Genomic DNA, 17,430 nt, shown 5'->3' with positions numbered 1-17,430 from the left:
TGATTGCGAACACTGATGCTCAACTTTAAATCCCTGCGGACTGAATGGGTCACGCTGCTGGCCAGCCTGTACCTGCTGATCGGCTTCAATTTCTTTCTCTGGCAGCACCTGGAGCACGTGGTTCCGCCAGGGTTGGCGGGGCTTTGGCTGAGCCTGGCGTTTGCCGTGCTGATGCTGTTCGCATTCAACCTGATTTTGACCTTGTTTGCCTTCCGGTATGTATTGAAGCCGGTACTTATTGTGCTGTTCATGAGTGGCGCGGGTGTTGCTTACTTCATGAATCAGTACGGGGTGCTTATTGATGCTGGCATGTTCCGTAACATGGCAGAGACCAATGTTGCGGAAGTGCGCGACCTGATGTCGTTCAAGTTTGCCGCTTATATACTGTTGCTGGGCGTATTGCCCTCGGTCGTGCTGTGGAAAACACCGATCGCCTATCGCGCCTGGCACCGTGAGCTGTTGGGCAAGCTGGTGGTCAGCGGCGCCTGCGTGGTCGCCCTCGGGTCGGTGGCGTTGGTCAACTACCAGGGTTTGTCGTCACTGTTTCGCAATCACCACGAACTGCGCCTGATGCTCACCCCGAGCAATATCGTGGGTGCCTCCATTGGTTATGTCAGCGAACGCGTCGGTACAGCGGCCAGGCCCTTCCAGAGTTATGGCACGGATGCGAAACGTGATGCCGCCTGGCAGCACCATGAGCGCAAGTCGTTGACGGTGCTGGTCGTCGGCGAAAGTGCGCGGGCCGACCATTTCGGTGTGCTCGGTTATAACCGCGACACCACCCCTAACCTGGCCAAGGAGCAGGGCCTGCTGGCCTTCTCCGATGTGCATTCGTGCGGGACTGAAACCGCCGTGTCGGTGCCCTGCATGTTCTCGGGCATGCCGCGCAAAGACTACGACGCGCGCGTGGCGAAAAACCGCGAAGGGCTGCTGGATATCCTGCAGCGGGCCGGCCTGGCCGTGCAGTGGCGTGACAACCAGTCGGGCTGCAAGGGCACCTGTGATCGGGTGCAGTTCATCGATGTCAGCAACCTCACCGACCCGGCGCTGTGCGCCAACGGCGAATGCCATGACGAGATCCTGTTGCAGGGCCTGGGCGAGCTGATCGACAACCTCGACAAGGACACCGTGCTGGTGCTGCACCAGATGGGCAGCCACGGCCCCGAGTACTTCAAGCGCTACCCCAACGCCGGCGAGCGCTTCGCCCCGGTGTGCCAGAGCAATGCGCTGAACCAGTGCAGCGAGCAGGAAATCATCAACGGCTACGACAACACCCTGGCCTACACCGACAAGGTGCTGGCGTCGCTGATCGACACGCTGCGCAGCAAACAGGACAAGGTCGACACAGCGATGATCTACCTCTCCGACCACGGTGAGTCGCTGGGTGAGTACAACCTGTTCCTGCACGGCACCCCTTACCCCATCGCCCCGGAGCAGCAGAAGCACGTGCCACTGCTGACCTGGTTCTCCGACAGCTACAAAGAGGACTTTGGCCTGGACACCGACTGCCTGGCCAAGCTCAGCGACGCGCCGCTGTCCCAGGACAACCTGTTCCACTCGATGCTCGGCCTGTTGCAGGTGCGCACCGAGGTCTACCAGCAATCGCTGGACATGTTCGCCAGCTGCCGGCCGTGGCTGGCCGCCAAGCGCTGATCGCGCATGGCTTTTACACCACCGTTTATCTATTCCAGGGATGGCGCAGGTTTCACCCGCAGTGCCCGCGCCGTATATACTGCGCGCCAATGTTAGTGGGAGAGCCTCGTGGCCATCGAAATTCACTGGATCCGTGACGACCAGACCCTGGCCGACCTCTGCCGAAAGTGGCGCCAACTGCCCTTCGTAGCGCTCGACACCGAATTCATGCGGGTAGACACGTTCTACCCCAAGGCGGGGCTGATCCAGATTGGCGACGGTCAACGTGCCTTTCTGATCGACCCACTGCTGATCAAGGATTGGCAACCCCTGGCCGAGCTGCTCGAAGACAGCGGCGTGGTCAAGGTGCTGCACGCCTGCAGCGAAGACCTCGAAGTGCTGCTGCGCCTGACCGGCAAGCTGCCACAGCCACTGTTCGACACGCAGTTGGCCGCCGGTTACCTGAACCTGGGTTTCTCCATGGGTTACTCGCGCCTGGTCCAGGACGTGCTGGGGCTCGAGCTGCCCAAGGGCGAAACCCGGTCTGACTGGCTGCAACGCCCGCTGTCCGACACCCAGGTCAGCTACGCCGCCGAAGATGCCGTGCACCTGGCCGAGCTGTTCATCGCGCTGCGCCCGCGCCTGTCCGATGACAAGTACGCCTGGGTGCTGGAAGACGGCGCCGAGCTGGTGGCCCAGCTGCGCCGGGAAGTCGAGCCCGAGAGCCTGTACCGCGACGTCAAGCTGGCCTGGAAGCTGGCGCCCCAGCAGCTGGCCGTGTTGCGCGAGCTGTGCGCCTGGCGTGAGCGCGAAGCACGCAACCGCGACGTGCCGCGCAACCGCATCCTCAAAGAGCACTCGCTGTGGCCGATGGCCAAGTCCCAGCCCTCTAACTTGTCGGCCTTGGCCAAGATCGACGAGATGCACCCGCGCACCATCCGCCAGGACGGGGAGTTTCTCGTCCAGCTGATCAAGCGTGCTGCCAGCCTGCCCGCCGATCAGTGGCCGCAGGTTTTGCCTGAGCCATTGCCGATCGAAGCGGCCGGCATCCTCAAGCAGCTGCGCGCCATCGGCCAGGCCGAAGGCGAGCGCTTAGGCATTGCCCCCGAGCTGATGCTGCGCAAGAAAACCCTGGAAGCGCTGCTCAAGAGCGGCTACCCCAATGGCCCCTATCAACTGCCCGATTCGCTGCGCGGCTGGCGTCGCGAGCGCATGGGCCAGGCCCTGCTGGACAACCTGGCAGGCGCCGGAGAGACCCGATGAAACGTATTTGCTCGATCTACAAGAGCCCCCGCAAGAACGAAATGTACCTGTATGTGCTCAAGGCCGAAGGCCTGGAGCGCGTGCCCGAGGCCTTGCTGCCGTTCTTCGGCACCCCCGTGCATGCTTTCGACCTGGTGCTGAGCCCCGAGCGCAAGCTGGCGCGCGAGGACATCACCAAGGTGCTGGAAAACCTCGACAACCAGGGCTATCACCTGCAGATGCCGCCGGCCGAGGATGAGTACATCGAGCACCTGCCCGAAGAGCTGCTGCGCCGTAACGACCCGGTCTGACCCAGGCCCGGTTCCTCTCATTCGCCAAGTGGCCCGCCTGTCGGGCCGCTTTCGTTGTCTGCCAAGGTTGTTTTCACGATGCGCGTTCTGATCGCCGAACAGGATCATGCCAAGTACACCCAGCTGCTGGGCGAAGCGGCCCCTGACCTGCAAATCCTGACCAGCAGCGATTCTGCCGAGCTGGCGCTACAGGCACCGCAGTGCCCGGTGTGGCTGGGCCAGCCCGACTTGCTGGCGAGCCTGCTGCGCCAGGGCCACAAGCCGGCCTGGATGCAGTCGACCTGGGCCGGCATCACCCCGTTGCTGGCCGAGGGTTTGCCACGGGACTATCGCCTGACGCGCGCAGTTGGCATTTTTGGCCAGGTCATGGCGGAGTACATGCTCACCTACCTGCTCGGCCATGAACGCGAGGTGCTGTCGCGCCTGGTGAGCCAGGTCGAGCGGCGCTGGGACGACCGCCCAGGGCGCACCCTTGAGGGGCGCAAGGTGCTGATCGTCGGCACCGGTGATATCGGCCAACGTGTGGCGGAGTTTCTGCTGCCGTTCGGCGTGACCTTGTACGGGGTCGCGAGCAGCGCCCGCGAGCAGCTGCCATTCGTCGAAGTGGCGGCCCTGGCGGACCTGCCGCGCATGGTCGAGCAGGTCGACTACGTGATCAACCTGCTGCCGGACACGCCTGCCACCCATGACCTGTACGATGCTGCGCTGTTTCAGCGCTTCAAGCCCAGTGCCTTGTTCATCAATGCCGGGCGTGGAGTGGCGGTGGTCGATGGCGACCTGGTGGAAGCACTGAAGCAGGGGCATCTGGCGGGCGCGGTGATCGATGTATGCCGCCAGGAGCCACTGCCCCAGCGTCACCCGTTCTGGACCGCCTGGGGGTTGCTGCTGACCGGGCACAGCTCGGCGCCCACCTCGCCGGCGGCGATGGTGCGGTTGTTTGTCGAGAATGTGCGGGCGTATGAGGCAGGGCAGGGGTTGCGCGGGGAAGTGGATTTCGCCCGGGGTTACTGATTGCTAGTGGCCTGTACCGGCCTCTTCGCGGGGCAAGCCCGCTCCCACAGGGATGGCGCAATACCTGCGGGCTTGCCCCGCGAAGAGGCCGGTACAGCCCACAAAAATGCTTAGAGGCTAAAATCCCCCTCAGCCGCCAGCTCGCTCAGCGGCCGGCGCGAGCTCGGCACTTCTCGCGCCTGCAGCGCCTCAGCCAAGGTCGCCTTGTCGCCTAGCTTGCCGATCGCCACCATGGCATGCAGCTCGTAGCCTTCCGGCACCTTCAGTTCGCTACGTGCCAGCTCCTTGTCAAAGCCAGCCATGCCGTGGGTGTGCCAACCGCTGATGCTGGCCTGCAGGGCCAAGTGCCCCCAGGCGGAGCCGGTGTCGAAGGTGTGCCACAGGGCAGGGCTTTCTTCAGCGGCGCCAGGCGCTGCGAAGGTGGTTTTGGAGATGATCAGCACCAGCGCCGACGCCTGTTGCGCCCAACTGCGGTTGAACGGCACCAGCAGGCTCAGGTAACGCTCCCAGTTCGCCGTGTCGCGACGGGCATAGAGGAAGCGCCAAGGCTGCGAGTTGTACGCCGAAGGCGCCCAGCGCGCGGCTTCCAGAAAGCTCAGCAGGGTCTCCTCACTGATCGGCTCGGCGGTGAAGGCCCGTGGCGACCAGCGGTTGATGAACTGCTCGTTGATGGCGTAATCGGCAATACGGGGGGTGGCGCTCATGGCTGTTCCTGCAAGCGGATGGGAAAACCGCACGCTACTGCGTCCCGTCATGACTGACAAGCGGTCTGGCTTTGCCGAAGGCCAGGCTCTAGACTGGCGCCGCCGCGCGCCGCGCACTGATGATGAATGCAGGAAACCCGTGTGATGATCGCTGACAGCGCGCCGTTCTGGCGGCGCAAAACCCTCGAACAACTCAGCCCGCAAGAGTGGGAATCGCTCTGTGACGGCTGCGGTTTGTGCTGCCTGCAAAAGCTCGAGGACGAGGACGACAACAGCATCTATTACACGCGCATTGCCTGCAAACTGCTGGACCTCGACACCTGCCAGTGCAGCGACTACCCCAACCGCTTCGCCCACGTGCCCGACTGCATCCAGCTGACCCCCGGCAAGGCCGACCAGTTCAAGTGGCTGCCAAGCACCTGCGGTTACCGCCTGGTCAGCGAAGGCAAGGACCTGCCTGACTGGCACCACTTGATCTGCGGCGATCGCCAGCAGGTCCATGAACAGCGTATTTCCCAGTCAGGGCGTATGCTCAGTGAGCATGATGTCGATGAAGACGACTGGGAAGACCACCTGATTTTTCGCGCCAGCTGACCGGCGCGCCCCGTCGCCTCTGGGAAACAAGGAGTTTCTGTATGCGTTGCCAGCTGTTGTTGCTGCTGAGCCTGATGGCCTGTTCGCCGGCCTGGGCGAAGAAAGTCGACCTGGATTATCACGTGCGCCTGTTGCCAGCCAATGGCCAGGCCGAAGTGCGCCTGACCCTGGCCGAAGGCAGCAGCGTGCGCAGCCTCGACTTCGAGCTGGGCAAGGCCGGTACTTACAGTGGCTTCCAGGCTGACGGCCAATGGCAAGTCGCAGACAAGGGCGAGCGCGGTGTGTGGCACCCGGCGCCTGGCAAGACCAGCCTCAGCTACCGCGTGCAACTGGACCAGAAGCTGCGCAGTGGCGCTTATTCGTCGCGTATCACGCCCCATTGGGCCTTGTTCCTCGGCGACCAACTGGTACCGCCCGCGCGCCTCGATCAGCAGGACGGTACCGAATTGGTGGCACGCCTGTGGTTCGACCTGCCAGAAGGCTGGAAAAGCATCGAAACTTCCTGGCCGCGCATTGGCAAGGACAAGTTCCGCATCGACAACGTCTCGCGCCTGTTCGACCGCCCCACGGGCTGGATGCTGGCGGGAGACCTGGGCAGCCGCCGGGCTCGCCTGGGCGAGACTGAAGTTACCGTTGCCGCGCCAGTCGGGCAGGGCATGCGGCGCATGGACAGCCTGACCCTGCTAACCTTCGTCTGGCCGCAATTGCAGGCCGTGTTCCCGCGTAACCCACCCAAACTGCTGTTGGTCGGCGCCCGGGATGGTATGTGGCGCGGGGCGATGGCGGCGCAGGGGTCGCTGTACATGCACAGTGCCCGGCCGATGATCAGCGAAAATGGCAGCAGCCCGTTGTTGCGCGAATTGGTGCAACTGTTTGCGCAGATTCATGGCCGTGAAGGCAGTGACTGGCTGATCGAGAGCCTGACTGATTACTACGCCAGTGAGTTGTTGCGCCGGGCAGGCGGGGTCAGCGATGACCGCTACGAGGCCTGGCAGGCGCGCTTGAGCAAGCAGGCTGCCAAGGTTACCCAGCTCAAGGGAGAGCAGGCCAACCCGGCGCAGGTTGCCCGAGGGGTGCTGTTGCTGCAGGCCCTGGACAAGGAGATCCGCATCCACACCCAGGCCAAGGGTTCGTTGGATGACGTGGCGCGGGCGCTGATGCGCTTGCCGAGTGTCAGCACCGAGGAGTTCGTGCAGATCAGCGAGCGTGTGCTGGGGCGGCGGTCTGAGGTGTTGAAGAGCAAGGTGTTGCGCTAGCGATTTGTGTCACCTGTGCCGGCCTCTTCGCGGGCAAGCCCGCTCCCACAGGTCCTTGAGCGGCCCACAGGACCGGTGAAGACCCAGTGGCTTCCACAGGCCACACTGCCCTCAGGATTACTGAAGACCCTGTGGGAGCGGGCTTGCCCGCGAAGAGGCCGGCACAGGCAAAAACAAAATCAAAGGCCAGTCAACGGGTCCTTCCCTGTCACCGTCACCCCGCGGGTAGCTGCCTTGGCACTCGCCTTCAACGCCTGCAACTGCGCTGCACTGTCTTCGATGTCCGCGCGCAACCGGTTGTATTCCTGACGATGCCGCTGCCACCAGGCCTTGGTCGAGCAATGCCCGCTGACCCCGCGCGCCACGGCCATACCGCCCACCACCATCTGCAGCAGCCCAACCAGGCCGCCATGGCGCAGCCCCTTGCTGAACATCAGCGCCCCGCCGGCCAGCGAACCGACCCTTTCCAGGCCCTGGACATTGTGCTCCGGCGACGCCGCAGCGGAATGGATATCGAGCATGGCAAGCCCTCCGTATGAAGTGTAAGCAGCTGACCGCAGGGGGCTCGCAGCCGTTCATTCGCTGTGCCGAATGGTTGCCAGGCGCACGGCCTGCACATTGCCATTCAGCGCCAGCACCTGAAAAATGTCTTGTCTGGGCAGTTATTTGTCCGGTTTGGCAATGCAGCCCGCCAGGTGTTTAATCTCACCCTTTAAAACCGCGAAGCCCTTTAAATACGGGCGATCCAGAGATTCAACCGCTCATCTAAAATGCTGTAGACACATTGTCTAACAGTGCCCTATAGTCGTTATACAAATAGTAGACACAGCGCTATGACAACAAAGAAGGCCGACATGAAAGCCACCGTTCAAGCCATCAGCGAAGAAGCGCCGCAGGACCGCAAGGCCGTCCTCGCCGATGCGCTGCGCCGCCGGATCCTCAGCATGGAACTGGCCCCCGGCGCTGTGGTGGACGAGTTGGCCCTGTGTGACGAGTTCGGCCTGTCGCGCCCACCGGTGCGTGAGCTGCTGCGCCAGATTGCCGCCGAAGGCTATATCGAGCTCGAGGCCAACCGCGCGCCACGGGTTGCCGCGATGAACCACGATTCGCTGCACAGCTTTTTCGTCGCGGCGCCGCTCATCTATATCGCCACCACCCAGTTGGCCGCTACCTACGCCAGCGAAGCGGAAATCGAGGCGCTCAAGGCTATCCAGGCGCAGTTCCGCCAGGCCATCGAAGCGCGTGATGTGGAAAACCGGGTGGTCTACAACGACGCCTTCCACCTGGAAATCGGCAGGATGGCGCACAACGACTACCTGATGCCGAGCCTGCGCCGCCTGCTTATCGACCATGCCCGCCTAGGCAAGATTTTTTATCGCCACCCGACCACTGATGACATGCAACAGGACCTTGAAACCGCCTGCGACCAGCATGACCAGATGATCGATGCCATCGAACGCCGCGACCCCGCGCGCGCCGGGCAACTGGTGCGTGAGCACTTCGAGCTGTCGCGCCGGCGCATGGCTGAATACGCCGCACCGCAAGGGCTGGATGTACCGATTCAGATATGAGGTTTCCAGGTCGTCGCCACTGGCGCTGATCGCTCGTCAACAACAAGATCCAGGTTAGTGACATGACAAGAATAAGCTCGTTACCTGCCGATGATGCCACCTGTGGTTGGTATCACCTGAGCACACCCCGCACGCCACGGCCGGCCCACAGTGGCCATAGCCAGGCGCGCTGGGTGGTGGTCGGTGCCGGCTTCACCGGGCTGGCCACTGCTCGCCAGCTGGCAACGAACTTTCCGCATGACGAGGTTGTGCTGGTCGAGGCCCAGGAAGTCGGTTTTGGCACCTCCGGGCGCAACGCCGGTTTTGCCATCGACCTGCCCCATGACATCGGCGCCGAGGACTACATCGGCGATATCGATACCGCCAAGACCGTGCTCAAACTCAACCTGGGTGGGCAGTCGTACCTCAAGGAGCTGATCGAGCGCCATGGCATCGAATGCCAGTTTCGGCACTGTGGCAAATACCAGGCCGCTGTCGAGGATCGTGGCATTGCCGTGCTCGATGCCTACCGTCGAGGCCTGGACAAACTCGGCCAGCCCTATGAAGTGATCGAAGGTCGCGACCTGCCCGAACACATCGGCACGCACTTCTACCGCAAGGGTTTGTTCACGCCGGGTACCGCGTTGCTGCAGCCTTCGGCGCTGGTCAAAGGCCTGGCCGACAGCTTGCCGAGTAACGTTTCGCTGTACGAGCACACGCCGATTACTGACGTCGAGTACGGTGACAAAGTGGTACTGCGCCACGCCAAGGGCTCGATCACTGCTGACAAGCTGGTGCTCACCACCAATGCCTTTGGCATGAGCTTCGGCTTCCTCAAGGGCCGCATGTTGCCCGTGTTCACCTACGGCAGCATCACCCGCCCGCTGACCGAAGACGAGCAGGCCCGCCTGGGTGGCAAACCCTACTGGGGCGTGATCCCCGCCGACCCATTCGGCACCACCCTGCGGCGTACCGTCGACAACCGCCTGCTGGTGCGCAACAGCTTCAGCTTCAACCCGGACGGGCGCAGCAACCGCAAGTACCTGGACCGTTTCGTTCAACGCCACCGCGAATCCTTTGCCCGACGCTTCCCGATGTTGCCCGACGTGAACTTTGAATACACCTGGGGCGGTGCCCTGGCGTTGTCGCGTAATCACATGGGGTTCTTTGGCCAGTTGGCGCCCAATGTGGTCGGCGCACTGTGTTGTAACGGCCTGGGTGTTACCCGCGGCACGGTCACCGGGAAGTTGCTGGCCGACTGGCTGGCCGGTGACAAACACGAACTTATCGAGTTTTTGCTCAATGCCCCCGGGCCTTGCGCGAATCCACCGCAGCCCTTGGTATCCCTGGGCTTGAACGCCAACTTGATGTGGGGGCAACTGCGCGCGGGCAAAGAAAGCTGATCGTTTTGTAAGTTAGGCCATTGAATATTTGACGTCGGGCGGCTTTGCCCGGCACGGGCGCGCTTTGCCCGAAATTGATGATCGAGATGTCATGTCCGATGACCCGGGGCTGAAGGCTGTTTTCAGTTTCGCGGACGCGCTCGCCTTGAAAACGTGCATGCAGAAGAAGTGGTAGGAACAACAATGACAAGTCCGAATATTTCGATTGAAGATGTACCGATCAACCGTTTTCACCAGTTTTTGACCCTGCGCTCCGGCGGGGGCTCTTTCGTCGATGGGTATGTGTTGAGCATCATCGGCGTGGCAATGGTGCAAATGTCCGCGGGCCTGAGCCTGACCAGCTTCTGGCAGGGCATGATCGCCGCCTCGGCGCTGATCGGCATTTTCTTCGGCGGCTTTTTCGGCGGTTGGCTGACCGACCGCTTTGGCCGCAAGCGTGTGTTTTTCGTCGGCCCGACCCTGTTCATTCTGTCGTCGCTTGCGCAGTTCTGGGTGGAGTCGGCGCTGGCCTTGTTCCTGTTGCGTTTTGCCATCGGCATCGCGGTGGGCATCGAGTACCCGGTGGCCACCTCGCTGCTGGTGGAATTCCTGCCCAAGAAGAACCGCGGCCCGCGCCTGGCCACCCTGACGGTGCTGTGGTTCGCCGGTGCCGCGACCGCCTACATGGTCGGTGAGGCGATCCTGCGCCACGGTGGCGATGATGCCTGGCGCCTGGTATTGGCCAGTGCGGCGGTCATTGGCGCGCTGCTGTTCGCCATTCGCCTGGGCACCCCGGAATCGCCACGCTGGCTGATCAGCAAGGGCCGCTCGGCCGAGGCCGAACAGGTGATCAAGCGGGTCTATGGCAATGGCTTCTCGCTGCGCAACCTGCCGGAAGAACCCAAGGCCCGCAAGCTGTCGTTTCTCAGCCTGCTGCACGCCGGGTATGGCAAGCGCATGCTGTTCGTCACCCTGTTCTGGACCTGTTCGGTGATCCCGGTGTTCGCCGTGTACGCCTTCGCCCCGAAAGTGCTGGGCGCGCTCAACCTCAAGGGTGACTGGGCATCGATCGGTTCGGTCGCCATCACTTTCCTGTTCGTGGTCGGTTGCATCATCGGCACCCGCCTGCTCAACACCCTCGGTCGGCGCACCACGCTGCTGCACAGCTTCTTCTGGTCGGGGCTGGCGCTGCTGGGCCTGGCGGCATTCAGCCACGGCAGCGAGCTGCTGATCCTGGTGCTGTTCGGTGCTTATGCACTGTTCATCGGCGGTGCCCAGGTATTGCAACTGGTCTATCCCAACGAGCTGTTCCCCACCGAAATCCGTGCCGGCGCCGTGGGCGTGGGCACCTCCATGTCGCGGGTCGGTGCTGCTGTCGGTACCTGGCTGGTACCCATCGCCCTCGACAACTATGGCATCGGCGCAACCATGTATGCCGCCGCCGCCGTCACGTTTGTCGGCCTGGCCGTCTCTGTCGCCCTGGCCCCGGAAACCCGTTCATTGAACCTGCAGCAAGCGGCATCGCTGAGCTGAGCTATTCGAAAAGCCGCCGCAGCGTAGAACCGCTGTGGCTTCTACACCCCTGAACAACGCACTGGAGAACCTACCGTGAAATTCGAAGGCATCTACACCCCGGCAATCACTCCGCTGGCTGCGGACGGCTCGATCGACAAGGCGGCGTTCGCCGAAGTACTCGACTACCTGGTCGAATCGAAAATCCACGGCGTGATCATCGGTGGCTCCACCGGCGAGTACTACGCCCACACCGCGCAAGAGCGCATCGAACTGGCCGCCCAGGCCAAGGACGTGCTCAATGGCCGCCTGCCGCTGATCATCGGCACCGGCGCGATCCGCACCGAAGACTCCGTGGCCTTCGCCAAGCACGCCAAGGAAATCAAGGCCGACGCGCTGTTGGTGGGCACGCCGCCGTACGCGCTGCCGACCCAACAGGAAATCGCCCTGCACGTCAAAGCGGTCGACGCGGCTGCCGGCCTGCCGATCATGCTCTACAACTACCCAGGCCGCATGAGTGTGGGCATGGGCGAGGAATTCTTCGATGCGGTCGCCGATGTGAAAAACATCGTCGCCATCAAGGAGAGCTCGGGCGACATGGCCCAGTTGCACCGCCTGGCCATCCAGCGCCCGAACATCCAGCTGTCGTGCGGCTGGGACGACCAGGCCCTGGAGTTCTTTGCCTGGGGCGCGCAGAGCTGGGTTTGCGCCGGTTCCAACTTCATCCCGCGTGAGCACGTGGCCCTGTTCGAGGCCTGCGTGATCGAGAAGGACTTCGCCAAAGGCCGCCGTATCATGGCCGCCATGATGCCGCTGATGGACTTCCTCGAAGGTGGCAAGTTCGTCCAGTCGATCAAGTACGGCTGCGCGCTGAACGGCCTGAGCACCGGTGGCGTGCGCAAGCCGCTGTACGACCTGGATGCCGCCGAGAAGCAGGCACTCGAGCGCGTGGTCACTGAACTCAAGCGCAACATCGCCCAGATCACCGGAGGTGCCTGACCATGGCTGAATTGCTGAGCAAGGAACAGTACGCGGCCATCGCCGCCGACCTGCAACTGCGTACCCAGGCATTCATCGACGGTGAGTTCCGCGACGCCGTCTCGGGCCGTACCTTCGTCACCACCAACCCGGCCACTGGCAAACAGCTGGCCGAAGTCGCCGCCTGCGACGTGCAGGATGTCGACGTTGCCGTGGCGGCGGCCAAGCGTGTCTTCGAAGACGGCTCGTGGTCGAAACTGCAACCCGCTGAGCGCAAGCACATCTTGCTGAAGTTCGCCCAGCTGCTGGAAGACAACAGCCACGAACTGGCGGTTTTGGAGGCACTGGACAGCGGCAAGCCGGTCAGCGAATGCCAGAACGTCGACGTGCCGGAAACCATCCACACCCTTCGCTGGCACGCCGAGCTGATCGACAAGATCTACGACAACACCGCCCCCACCGGCAATGCGGCCGTGACCATGGTGGTGCGTGAAGCCATCGGTGTGGTCGGCCTGGTGCTGCCGTGGAACTTCCCGTTGCTGATGCTGGCCTGGAAGATTGCCCCGTCGCTGGCGGCCGGTTGCTCGATCGTGGTCAAGCCGGCCAAGGAAACCACCCTCAGCGCCCTGCGCGTGGCCGAGCTGGCGCATCAGGCCGGCGTACCGGCGGGTGTGTTCAACCTGGTGCCAGGCGGTGGCCGTGAAGTGGGCGAAGCCATCGGCCGCCACATGGACATCCCGATGGTCAGCTTCACCGGTTCCACCGATACCGGCCGCCTGTTCCTGAAATACGCCGCCGAGTCGAACCTCAAGCGCATCGTGCTGGAGCTGGGTGGCAAGAACCCGGCCGTGGTCATGAACGACTGTGAAGACCTGGACGAAGTGGCCCAGTTCGTTACCGCCGGTGCGTTCTGGAACATGGGCGAAAACTGCTCGGCGTCCTCGCGCCTGATCGTGCACAAGGACGTCAAGGACGAGCTGCTGACGCTGATCGGCAAGCACTTGAAGGACTGGAAGCTGGGCGACCCGCTGGACCCGGAAAACCGCTTGGGGGCGATGGTCAGCAAAGCGCACTTCGAGAAGGTGAAGTCTTACCTGGAATATGCCGCCGAGCAGAAGCTCAACGTGGTGCAGGGCGGTGAGACCGAGCAGGGCGTGTTCGTGCAACCGACCATCGTTGACGGGGTGACGCCTGACAATCGGTTGTTCGTCGAGGAAATCTTCGGGCCGGTGCTGAGCGTGACCAGCTTCGAAACCATTGACCAAGCGATCGAGCTGGCCAACGACACCCTCTACGGCCTGGCGGCTTCGGCCTACACCGGCAGCCTGCGCAATGCCCTGCGCCTGTCGCGGGAAATCCGCGCGGGTGTGGTCACGGTCAACTGCTTCGGCGAAGGCGATGCTTCGACGCCGTTCGGCGGCTACAAAGAGTCCGGCTTTGGTGGGCGCGACAAGTCCATCTGGGCGCACGATCAGTACACGGAGTTGAAGACCATCTGGATCAACGCTTCGTGAGCTGACTGCAGGACGGTGCTGTTCTGACGGAGCTCAGCACCTGGCCGCCTCTGGTGATGCCTCTACCGACCTGGAGCAGCCTTGTGCTGCGAAGAGGCCGGTACAGGCACCCTCAGAGGCGGTTTTTTTACTTGAACTTGGGCCCCGACCGGGTATTCAGCCCTTTGGCCATCCGGTCATACAGCACCACATTCACTGTCGCCGCCAGGTTCATGCAGCCCTGGGTCGGGATGTAGATGGTCTCTTCACACCACCCCCGCACATCCGCATCGAGGCTGCCGTCTTCTGGCCCGAAAATGTAGATGGCGCGATCCGGGTGGGTGTACTCGGGCAGCGGCCGTGCGCCGTCGACCAGCTCTACCGCCACCGGCGTGCAGCCCAGCGGAATGATGCGCTGCAGGTCGTCGATGCCGATCAGCGGGATGTCGTAGTGCACACGTTTGGTGTCGGTGACGAAGTCGCGGGCGCGCTCATACCGTTTGCCGGTGTAGAACACCGAGTTGACGCCGTAGCAACCCGCTGCGCGCATCACCGAGCCGACGTTTTCCGCCGACTTGGGGTTGAACAGGCCGATGCAGCTGTATCGTTTGTTTGCCACGTGCCGGGGCCCTTCGCAAAAAAAGCGCGATTATACGGGCTCGCCGGCCGCAGCGGGGGCTGTGTCGATGGTCAGTCTTTTTTCAGCAGGCCAGCCAGCCCGGCAAACGGGTTATGGGTAGCCTTGGCGATGCTCGGGGTGCTGGTCGAGCCTTCGCTGAAATACTGCTGGTCGGTGTAGCGCGAGTGTTCGTTGTCGTGGCAGTACAGGCACAGCAACTCCCAGTTCGAACCGTCCTGCGGGTTGTTGTCGTGGTTGTGGTCACGGTGGTGCACGGTCAGCTCGCTCAGGCGCTTGCCGGCAAACTCGCGGGCGCAGCGGCCGCACACGTGCGGGTACATTTTCAGGGCCTTGTCGCGGTAGCCCATCTCTTTGTCGCGCTTGGCGTCGGCAAGGATGCGGTCGAGGCGTGCGGTGGCGGCGGAGGTAGAGGCCGAACTCATGGTGTTTCCTTTGTTCTGATCAGGCAAATGACGGTTATGCCACTGAGTCTAGCGCGCTTGCAGGCCAGGCGGACAGGCGAAAGCTTCCATTTAGGCGTAGCCTGTAGGAAGGTTCCCGACAGGAGGTTGCTGATGTTGCATGCGATCCTCACCGCGTTGCTCCTGGCTGGCCTGCCCATGGCCGAAGCCGCCAGCGCGCCACCCCGGCTCAATACACCCGTGCCCGGCGCCCCCGGCACGCCCACGCCCACGCCCTATCCGCAGATCACCCCGAGTACGCCGCCGAAGGCTTATGACAGCCAGCCTGGCGCACCGTTGTTGCCGCCAATGCCGGTGCCTGGGCCGCCGAAGGACCAGCCGTTGCCAGGCTTGCGGCCAGAGCCTGTGAAGGTGCCGGTGGAGGAGGATTAGAGTGACGGTTTTGGGCGGGAAGGGTTTGCCGTGGCATTTGCAGTGTTGCGAAGATCGAGCGCCGCCCGCGCGGCGCTCGGTTTCAAAGCCGCTGCATCCCCAACGGCATGCACCTATAAAACACTGTGCGGTCTCACCTTTGCGCTACACCACCCCCAACTCGCCAAACACGAACGCATACTCCAGCGCCACATCCTTGAGCCCCTGGTACCGCCCACTCATGCCGCCATGCCCAGCCCCCATTTCAGTCTTGAGCAGCAGCAGGTTGTCATCGGTCTTGCGCGTGCGCAGGCGGGCGACCCACTTGGCAGCCTCCCAATACTGCACGCGGCTGTCGTTGTACCCGGCCACCACCAGCATGGCGGGGTAGGCCTGGGCTGTTACGTTCTCGTACGGTGCATAGGCCTTGATGCGCTCATACACCTCGGGCTCTTGCGGGTTGCCCCATTCGTCGTACTCGGTGACGGTCAGCGGCAGGTCGGGGTCGAGCATGGTGTTGAGCACGTCGACGAAAGGTACTTCGGCAATCGCGCAGCGGAACAACTCGGGGCGCAGGTTGAGCACCGCGCCCATCAACAAGCCGCCCGCGCTGCCGCCGCTGATGGCCAGGCGCTCGGGCGAGGTCACGCCTTCGGCGATCAGGTGCTCGGCACAGGCGATGAAGTCGGTGAAGCTGTTCTGCTTGTGCGCCTGCTTGCCGGCCCGGTACCAGGCCTCACCCAACTCGCCACCACCGCGCACGTGGGCAATGGCAAAGGCCACGCCGCGCTGCAGCAGGCTCAGGCGGGCATGCGAGAACCACGGGTCGAGGCTTTCGCCATAGGCGCCATAGCCATACAGGTACAGCGGCACGGTCTTGCCCAGGTCTTCGCGGCGGCGCACCAGGCTGATCGGCACCTGAGTGCCGTCCTGGGCGGTGGCCCACAGGCGCTGGCTGACATAGTCGTCGGCATCGAACGCACCCAGCACCGGGGTTTGCTTGAGCACCGCCTGCGCCCCGGTGGCCAGCTCCAGCTGCCGCACCTGGGCCGGGCGGTTGAGCGCTTCGTAGCGCAGGCGCACACGGGGGCTGACGAACTCCAGGCTGTCCTGCACGTAAAGGCTGTAGGCAGCATCCGGCAATTCGACACGGTAAGCGGCCAGGCCCTGGGGGCGTACTTCGATGATCGGCAGGCCACCTTCGCGCAGGCTCAGGGTCAATGCCCCTGCGTTGAGGCTTAGGCCTTCCAGCATTACCTCGTCGCTGTGCGCTACCAGCAACTGCCAGCGATCACGGGTTGGTACGTCATCGGCTGGGGCGTGGTACAGGGCGAAGTTGATGCCGTCCTGGTTGGTGCGGATGAACCAGCGCCACTCGCCATCGAGCTGGCCGTGGTCGGGGAAGTACTCATGGTCTTCGACCCGTGGCGCCAGGCAGGTGAACGGCAGCTGCGGCGTTTCGGCATCAAGTACCCAGGCCTCGCTGGTGGTCTTGCTGTTCAGCAGCAGCACCAACTGGCGTTCGGAGCTGGTGCGGTAACAATGCAGGAAGAAGCGGCCGTCGGGCTCTTCGAACACGGTTGGCGCTCTGCTGCTACCCAGGGTGTGACGACGCAGGCGCCAAGGGCGGTGGGTGTCATCCAGTTCGGCGAAGAACAGCGTCTGGCTGTCATTGGCCCAGGTCAGGCTGCCGTCGCAGTCCTCGAAGGGCAGGGTGGTGATGCTGCCGTCGCCCAGGTCCTTGACGTACAGGGTGTAGATTTCGTCGCCGCTGGTATCGAGGCTGTAGGCCAGCAGGCGATGGTCGGGGCTGACGTTGAACGCCCCCAGTGACAGGAAGCCGCCGTTGGCCAGTGCGTTAGGGTCGAGCAGCAGCTGTTCGCGGCTTTCATCCACCGTGTTGGAGTCGTCAGCCGGGCGCGGGCAGCGGTAATGGCGCGGGTATTCGTCGCCGGCGGTGGTGCGGGTGTAGTACAGGTACGGGCCCCAAGGGGAAGGCAGCGACAGGTCGGTTTCCTGGATGCGGCCTTTGATTTCCTCGAACAGCTGTTCACGCAGGGGCGCCTGGTCGGCCAGGCAGGCCTCCTGGTAGCTGTTCTCGGCCTGCAGGTATTCGAGCACCTCGGGCGCGTCGCGCTGTTGCAGCCAGGCGTATGGGTCGGCGGCTTGGTCTGCACGGGCGATGGGGGGCTGGGGCTTGGTGGGCATCGGGGGTCCTTGGCTGAGGGCTTGCGGTGCCTGTTCAGGCCGCTTCGCGGGCAAGCCTGAACAGGGAAGCGCTGTCTGCGCCCTGAAAAGTGTTTATCATAGGCA

At 63.2% G+C, this 17,430-nt stretch carries 17 protein-coding genes; 12 read left to right on the top strand and 5 right to left on the bottom strand.

Annotated features, from left to right (window positions below; translation table 11 throughout):
- Positions 1 to 15: 15 nt before the first annotated feature.
- From D886_RS0114525 to D886_RS0114510, 4 genes are all read left to right on the top strand, one after another.
- Positions 16 to 1,653 carry a phosphoethanolamine transferase gene (locus D886_RS0114525; protein WP_027594619.1) on the top strand — a complete coding sequence of 546 codons (1,638 nt, stop codon included), beginning with the start codon at positions 16 to 18 and terminating at the stop codon, positions 1,651 to 1,653.
- A 108-nt stretch (positions 1,654 to 1,761) separates the two neighbouring features.
- Positions 1,762 to 2,895 carry a ribonuclease D gene (gene rnd, locus D886_RS0114520; protein ID WP_027594618.1) on the top strand — a complete coding sequence of 378 codons (1,134 nt, stop codon included), beginning with the start codon at positions 1,762 to 1,764 and terminating at the stop codon, positions 2,893 to 2,895.
- On the top strand, positions 2,892 to 3,185 hold the full coding sequence (locus D886_RS0114515; RefSeq protein ID WP_027594617.1) for a YcgL domain-containing protein: 294 nt from the start codon (positions 2,892 to 2,894) through the stop codon (positions 3,183 to 3,185). Before rnd ends, D886_RS0114515 begins: the two co-directional genes overlap by 4 nt.
- A 78-nt stretch (positions 3,186 to 3,263) precedes the next feature.
- On the top strand, positions 3,264 to 4,196 hold the full coding sequence (locus tag D886_RS0114510) for a D-2-hydroxyacid dehydrogenase (RefSeq protein ID WP_027594616.1): 933 nt from the start codon (positions 3,264 to 3,266) through the stop codon (positions 4,194 to 4,196).
- Between the two features lie 110 nt (positions 4,197 to 4,306).
- Here the strand turns inward: D886_RS0114510 and D886_RS0114505 are convergent, their stop codons facing one another.
- Positions 4,307 to 4,900 (bottom strand): nitroreductase family protein, encoded by a 594-nt coding sequence (locus D886_RS0114505; protein WP_027594615.1) that lies wholly within the window; start codon positions 4,898 to 4,900, stop codon positions 4,307 to 4,309.
- Between the two features lie 144 nt (positions 4,901 to 5,044).
- On the opposite strand from D886_RS0114505, the gene D886_RS0114500 reads away from it, so the two are divergent.
- Together D886_RS0114500 and D886_RS0114495 are read left to right on the top strand one after the other, a co-directional pair.
- A complete protein-coding gene (locus tag D886_RS0114500; RefSeq protein ID WP_027594614.1) occupies positions 5,045 to 5,494 on the top strand; it encodes a YcgN family cysteine cluster protein in 450 nt (149 codons plus the stop codon).
- 41 nt (positions 5,495 to 5,535) lie between these two features.
- Entirely contained in the window at positions 5,536 to 6,750 is a 1,215-nt protein-coding gene (locus tag D886_RS0114495) for a hypothetical protein (RefSeq protein ID WP_027594613.1), read from the top strand.
- A 179-nt stretch (positions 6,751 to 6,929) separates the two neighbouring features.
- On the opposite strand, the gene D886_RS0114490 is transcribed toward D886_RS0114495, so the two are convergent.
- Entirely contained in the window at positions 6,930 to 7,271 is a 342-nt protein-coding gene (locus D886_RS0114490; protein WP_027594612.1) for a YgaP-like transmembrane domain, read from the bottom strand.
- Between the two features lie 333 nt (positions 7,272 to 7,604).
- Here D886_RS0114490 and D886_RS0114485 point away from each other — a divergent pair, with 333 nt between their 5' ends.
- From D886_RS0114485 to D886_RS0114460, 5 genes are all read left to right on the top strand, one after another.
- Positions 7,605 to 8,321 (top strand): GntR family transcriptional regulator, encoded by a 717-nt coding sequence (locus D886_RS0114485; RefSeq protein WP_027594611.1) that lies wholly within the window; start codon positions 7,605 to 7,607, stop codon positions 8,319 to 8,321.
- 62 nt (positions 8,322 to 8,383) lie between these two features.
- On the top strand, positions 8,384 to 9,703 hold the full coding sequence (locus D886_RS0114480) for an FAD-binding oxidoreductase (RefSeq protein ID WP_027594610.1): 1,320 nt from the start codon (positions 8,384 to 8,386) through the stop codon (positions 9,701 to 9,703).
- 183 nt (positions 9,704 to 9,886) lie between these two features.
- A complete protein-coding gene (locus D886_RS0114470; RefSeq protein WP_027594609.1) occupies positions 9,887 to 11,215 on the top strand; it encodes an MFS transporter in 1,329 nt (442 codons plus the stop codon).
- A 75-nt stretch (positions 11,216 to 11,290) separates the two neighbouring features.
- Positions 11,291 to 12,193 carry a dihydrodipicolinate synthase family protein gene (locus D886_RS0114465; protein ID WP_027594608.1) on the top strand — a complete coding sequence of 301 codons (903 nt, stop codon included), beginning with the start codon at positions 11,291 to 11,293 and terminating at the stop codon, positions 12,191 to 12,193.
- Between the two features lie 2 nt (positions 12,194 to 12,195).
- Complete coding sequence (locus D886_RS0114460; protein ID WP_027594607.1) at positions 12,196 to 13,686, top strand: aldehyde dehydrogenase; 1,491 nt, start codon at positions 12,196 to 12,198, stop codon at positions 13,684 to 13,686.
- Between the two features lie 127 nt (positions 13,687 to 13,813).
- On the opposite strand, the gene D886_RS0114455 is transcribed toward D886_RS0114460, so the two are convergent.
- Together D886_RS0114455 and D886_RS0114450 are read right to left on the bottom strand one after the other, a co-directional pair.
- Positions 13,814 to 14,284: an RNA methyltransferase gene (locus D886_RS0114455; protein ID WP_027594606.1), complete on the bottom strand. Its 471-nt coding sequence runs from the start codon at positions 14,282 to 14,284 to the stop codon at positions 13,814 to 13,816.
- Positions 14,285 to 14,355: 71 nt separating this feature from the next.
- On the bottom strand, positions 14,356 to 14,727 hold the full coding sequence (locus D886_RS0114450) for a YajD family HNH nuclease (RefSeq protein WP_027594605.1): 372 nt from the start codon (positions 14,725 to 14,727) through the stop codon (positions 14,356 to 14,358).
- Between the two features lie 132 nt (positions 14,728 to 14,859).
- Between D886_RS0114450 and D886_RS0114445 the strand changes: the two genes are divergently transcribed.
- On the top strand, positions 14,860 to 15,138 hold the full coding sequence (locus D886_RS0114445; RefSeq protein ID WP_027594604.1) for a hypothetical protein: 279 nt from the start codon (positions 14,860 to 14,862) through the stop codon (positions 15,136 to 15,138).
- Between the two features lie 144 nt (positions 15,139 to 15,282).
- Here the strand turns inward: D886_RS0114445 and D886_RS0114440 are convergent, their stop codons facing one another.
- Positions 15,283 to 17,325 (bottom strand): S9 family peptidase, encoded by a 2,043-nt coding sequence (locus D886_RS0114440; protein WP_027594603.1) that lies wholly within the window; start codon positions 17,323 to 17,325, stop codon positions 15,283 to 15,285.
- Positions 17,326 to 17,430 lie beyond the last annotated feature (105 nt).

The sequence above is a fragment of the Pseudomonas sp. LAIL14HWK12:I7 genome (assembly GCF_000483465.1).
In the GTDB taxonomy this organism is placed as follows: domain Bacteria; phylum Pseudomonadota; class Gammaproteobacteria; order Pseudomonadales; family Pseudomonadaceae; genus Aquipseudomonas; species Aquipseudomonas kermanshahensis.
This window is presented reverse-complemented; position numbering and strand designations above follow the sequence as displayed.

What these genes read in the sequence shown, in the direction of transcription:
- D886_RS0114525 (WP_027594619.1), top strand. Translation starts at nt 16, where the DNA reads ATGCTCAACTTTAAATCCCTGCGGACTGAATGGGTCACGCTGCTGGCC.
- D886_RS0114450 (WP_027594605.1), bottom strand. Translation starts at nt 14,727, where the DNA reads ATGAGTTCGGCCTCTACCTCCGCCGCCACCGCACGCCTCGACCGCATC.
- D886_RS0114470 (WP_027594609.1), top strand. Translation starts at nt 9,887, where the DNA reads ATGACAAGTCCGAATATTTCGATTGAAGATGTACCGATCAACCGTTTT.
- D886_RS0114500 (WP_027594614.1), top strand. Translation starts at nt 5,045, where the DNA reads ATGATCGCTGACAGCGCGCCGTTCTGGCGGCGCAAAACCCTCGAACAA.
- D886_RS0114460 (WP_027594607.1), top strand. Translation starts at nt 12,196, where the DNA reads ATGGCTGAATTGCTGAGCAAGGAACAGTACGCGGCCATCGCCGCCGAC.
- D886_RS0114485 (WP_027594611.1), top strand. Translation starts at nt 7,605, where the DNA reads ATGAAAGCCACCGTTCAAGCCATCAGCGAAGAAGCGCCGCAGGACCGC.
- D886_RS0114440 (WP_027594603.1), bottom strand. Translation starts at nt 17,325, where the DNA reads ATGCCCACCAAGCCCCAGCCCCCCATCGCCCGTGCAGACCAAGCCGCC.
- D886_RS0114445 (WP_027594604.1), top strand. Translation starts at nt 14,860, where the DNA reads ATGTTGCATGCGATCCTCACCGCGTTGCTCCTGGCTGGCCTGCCCATG.
- D886_RS0114515 (WP_027594617.1), top strand. Translation starts at nt 2,892, where the DNA reads ATGAAACGTATTTGCTCGATCTACAAGAGCCCCCGCAAGAACGAAATG.
- D886_RS0114505 (WP_027594615.1), bottom strand. Translation starts at nt 4,900, where the DNA reads ATGAGCGCCACCCCCCGTATTGCCGATTACGCCATCAACGAGCAGTTC.
- D886_RS0114480 (WP_027594610.1), top strand. Translation starts at nt 8,384, where the DNA reads ATGACAAGAATAAGCTCGTTACCTGCCGATGATGCCACCTGTGGTTGG.
- D886_RS0114490 (WP_027594612.1), bottom strand. Translation starts at nt 7,271, where the DNA reads ATGCTCGATATCCATTCCGCTGCGGCGTCGCCGGAGCACAATGTCCAG.
- D886_RS0114495 (WP_027594613.1), top strand. Translation starts at nt 5,536, where the DNA reads ATGCGTTGCCAGCTGTTGTTGCTGCTGAGCCTGATGGCCTGTTCGCCG.
- D886_RS0114510 (WP_027594616.1), top strand. Translation starts at nt 3,264, where the DNA reads ATGCGCGTTCTGATCGCCGAACAGGATCATGCCAAGTACACCCAGCTG.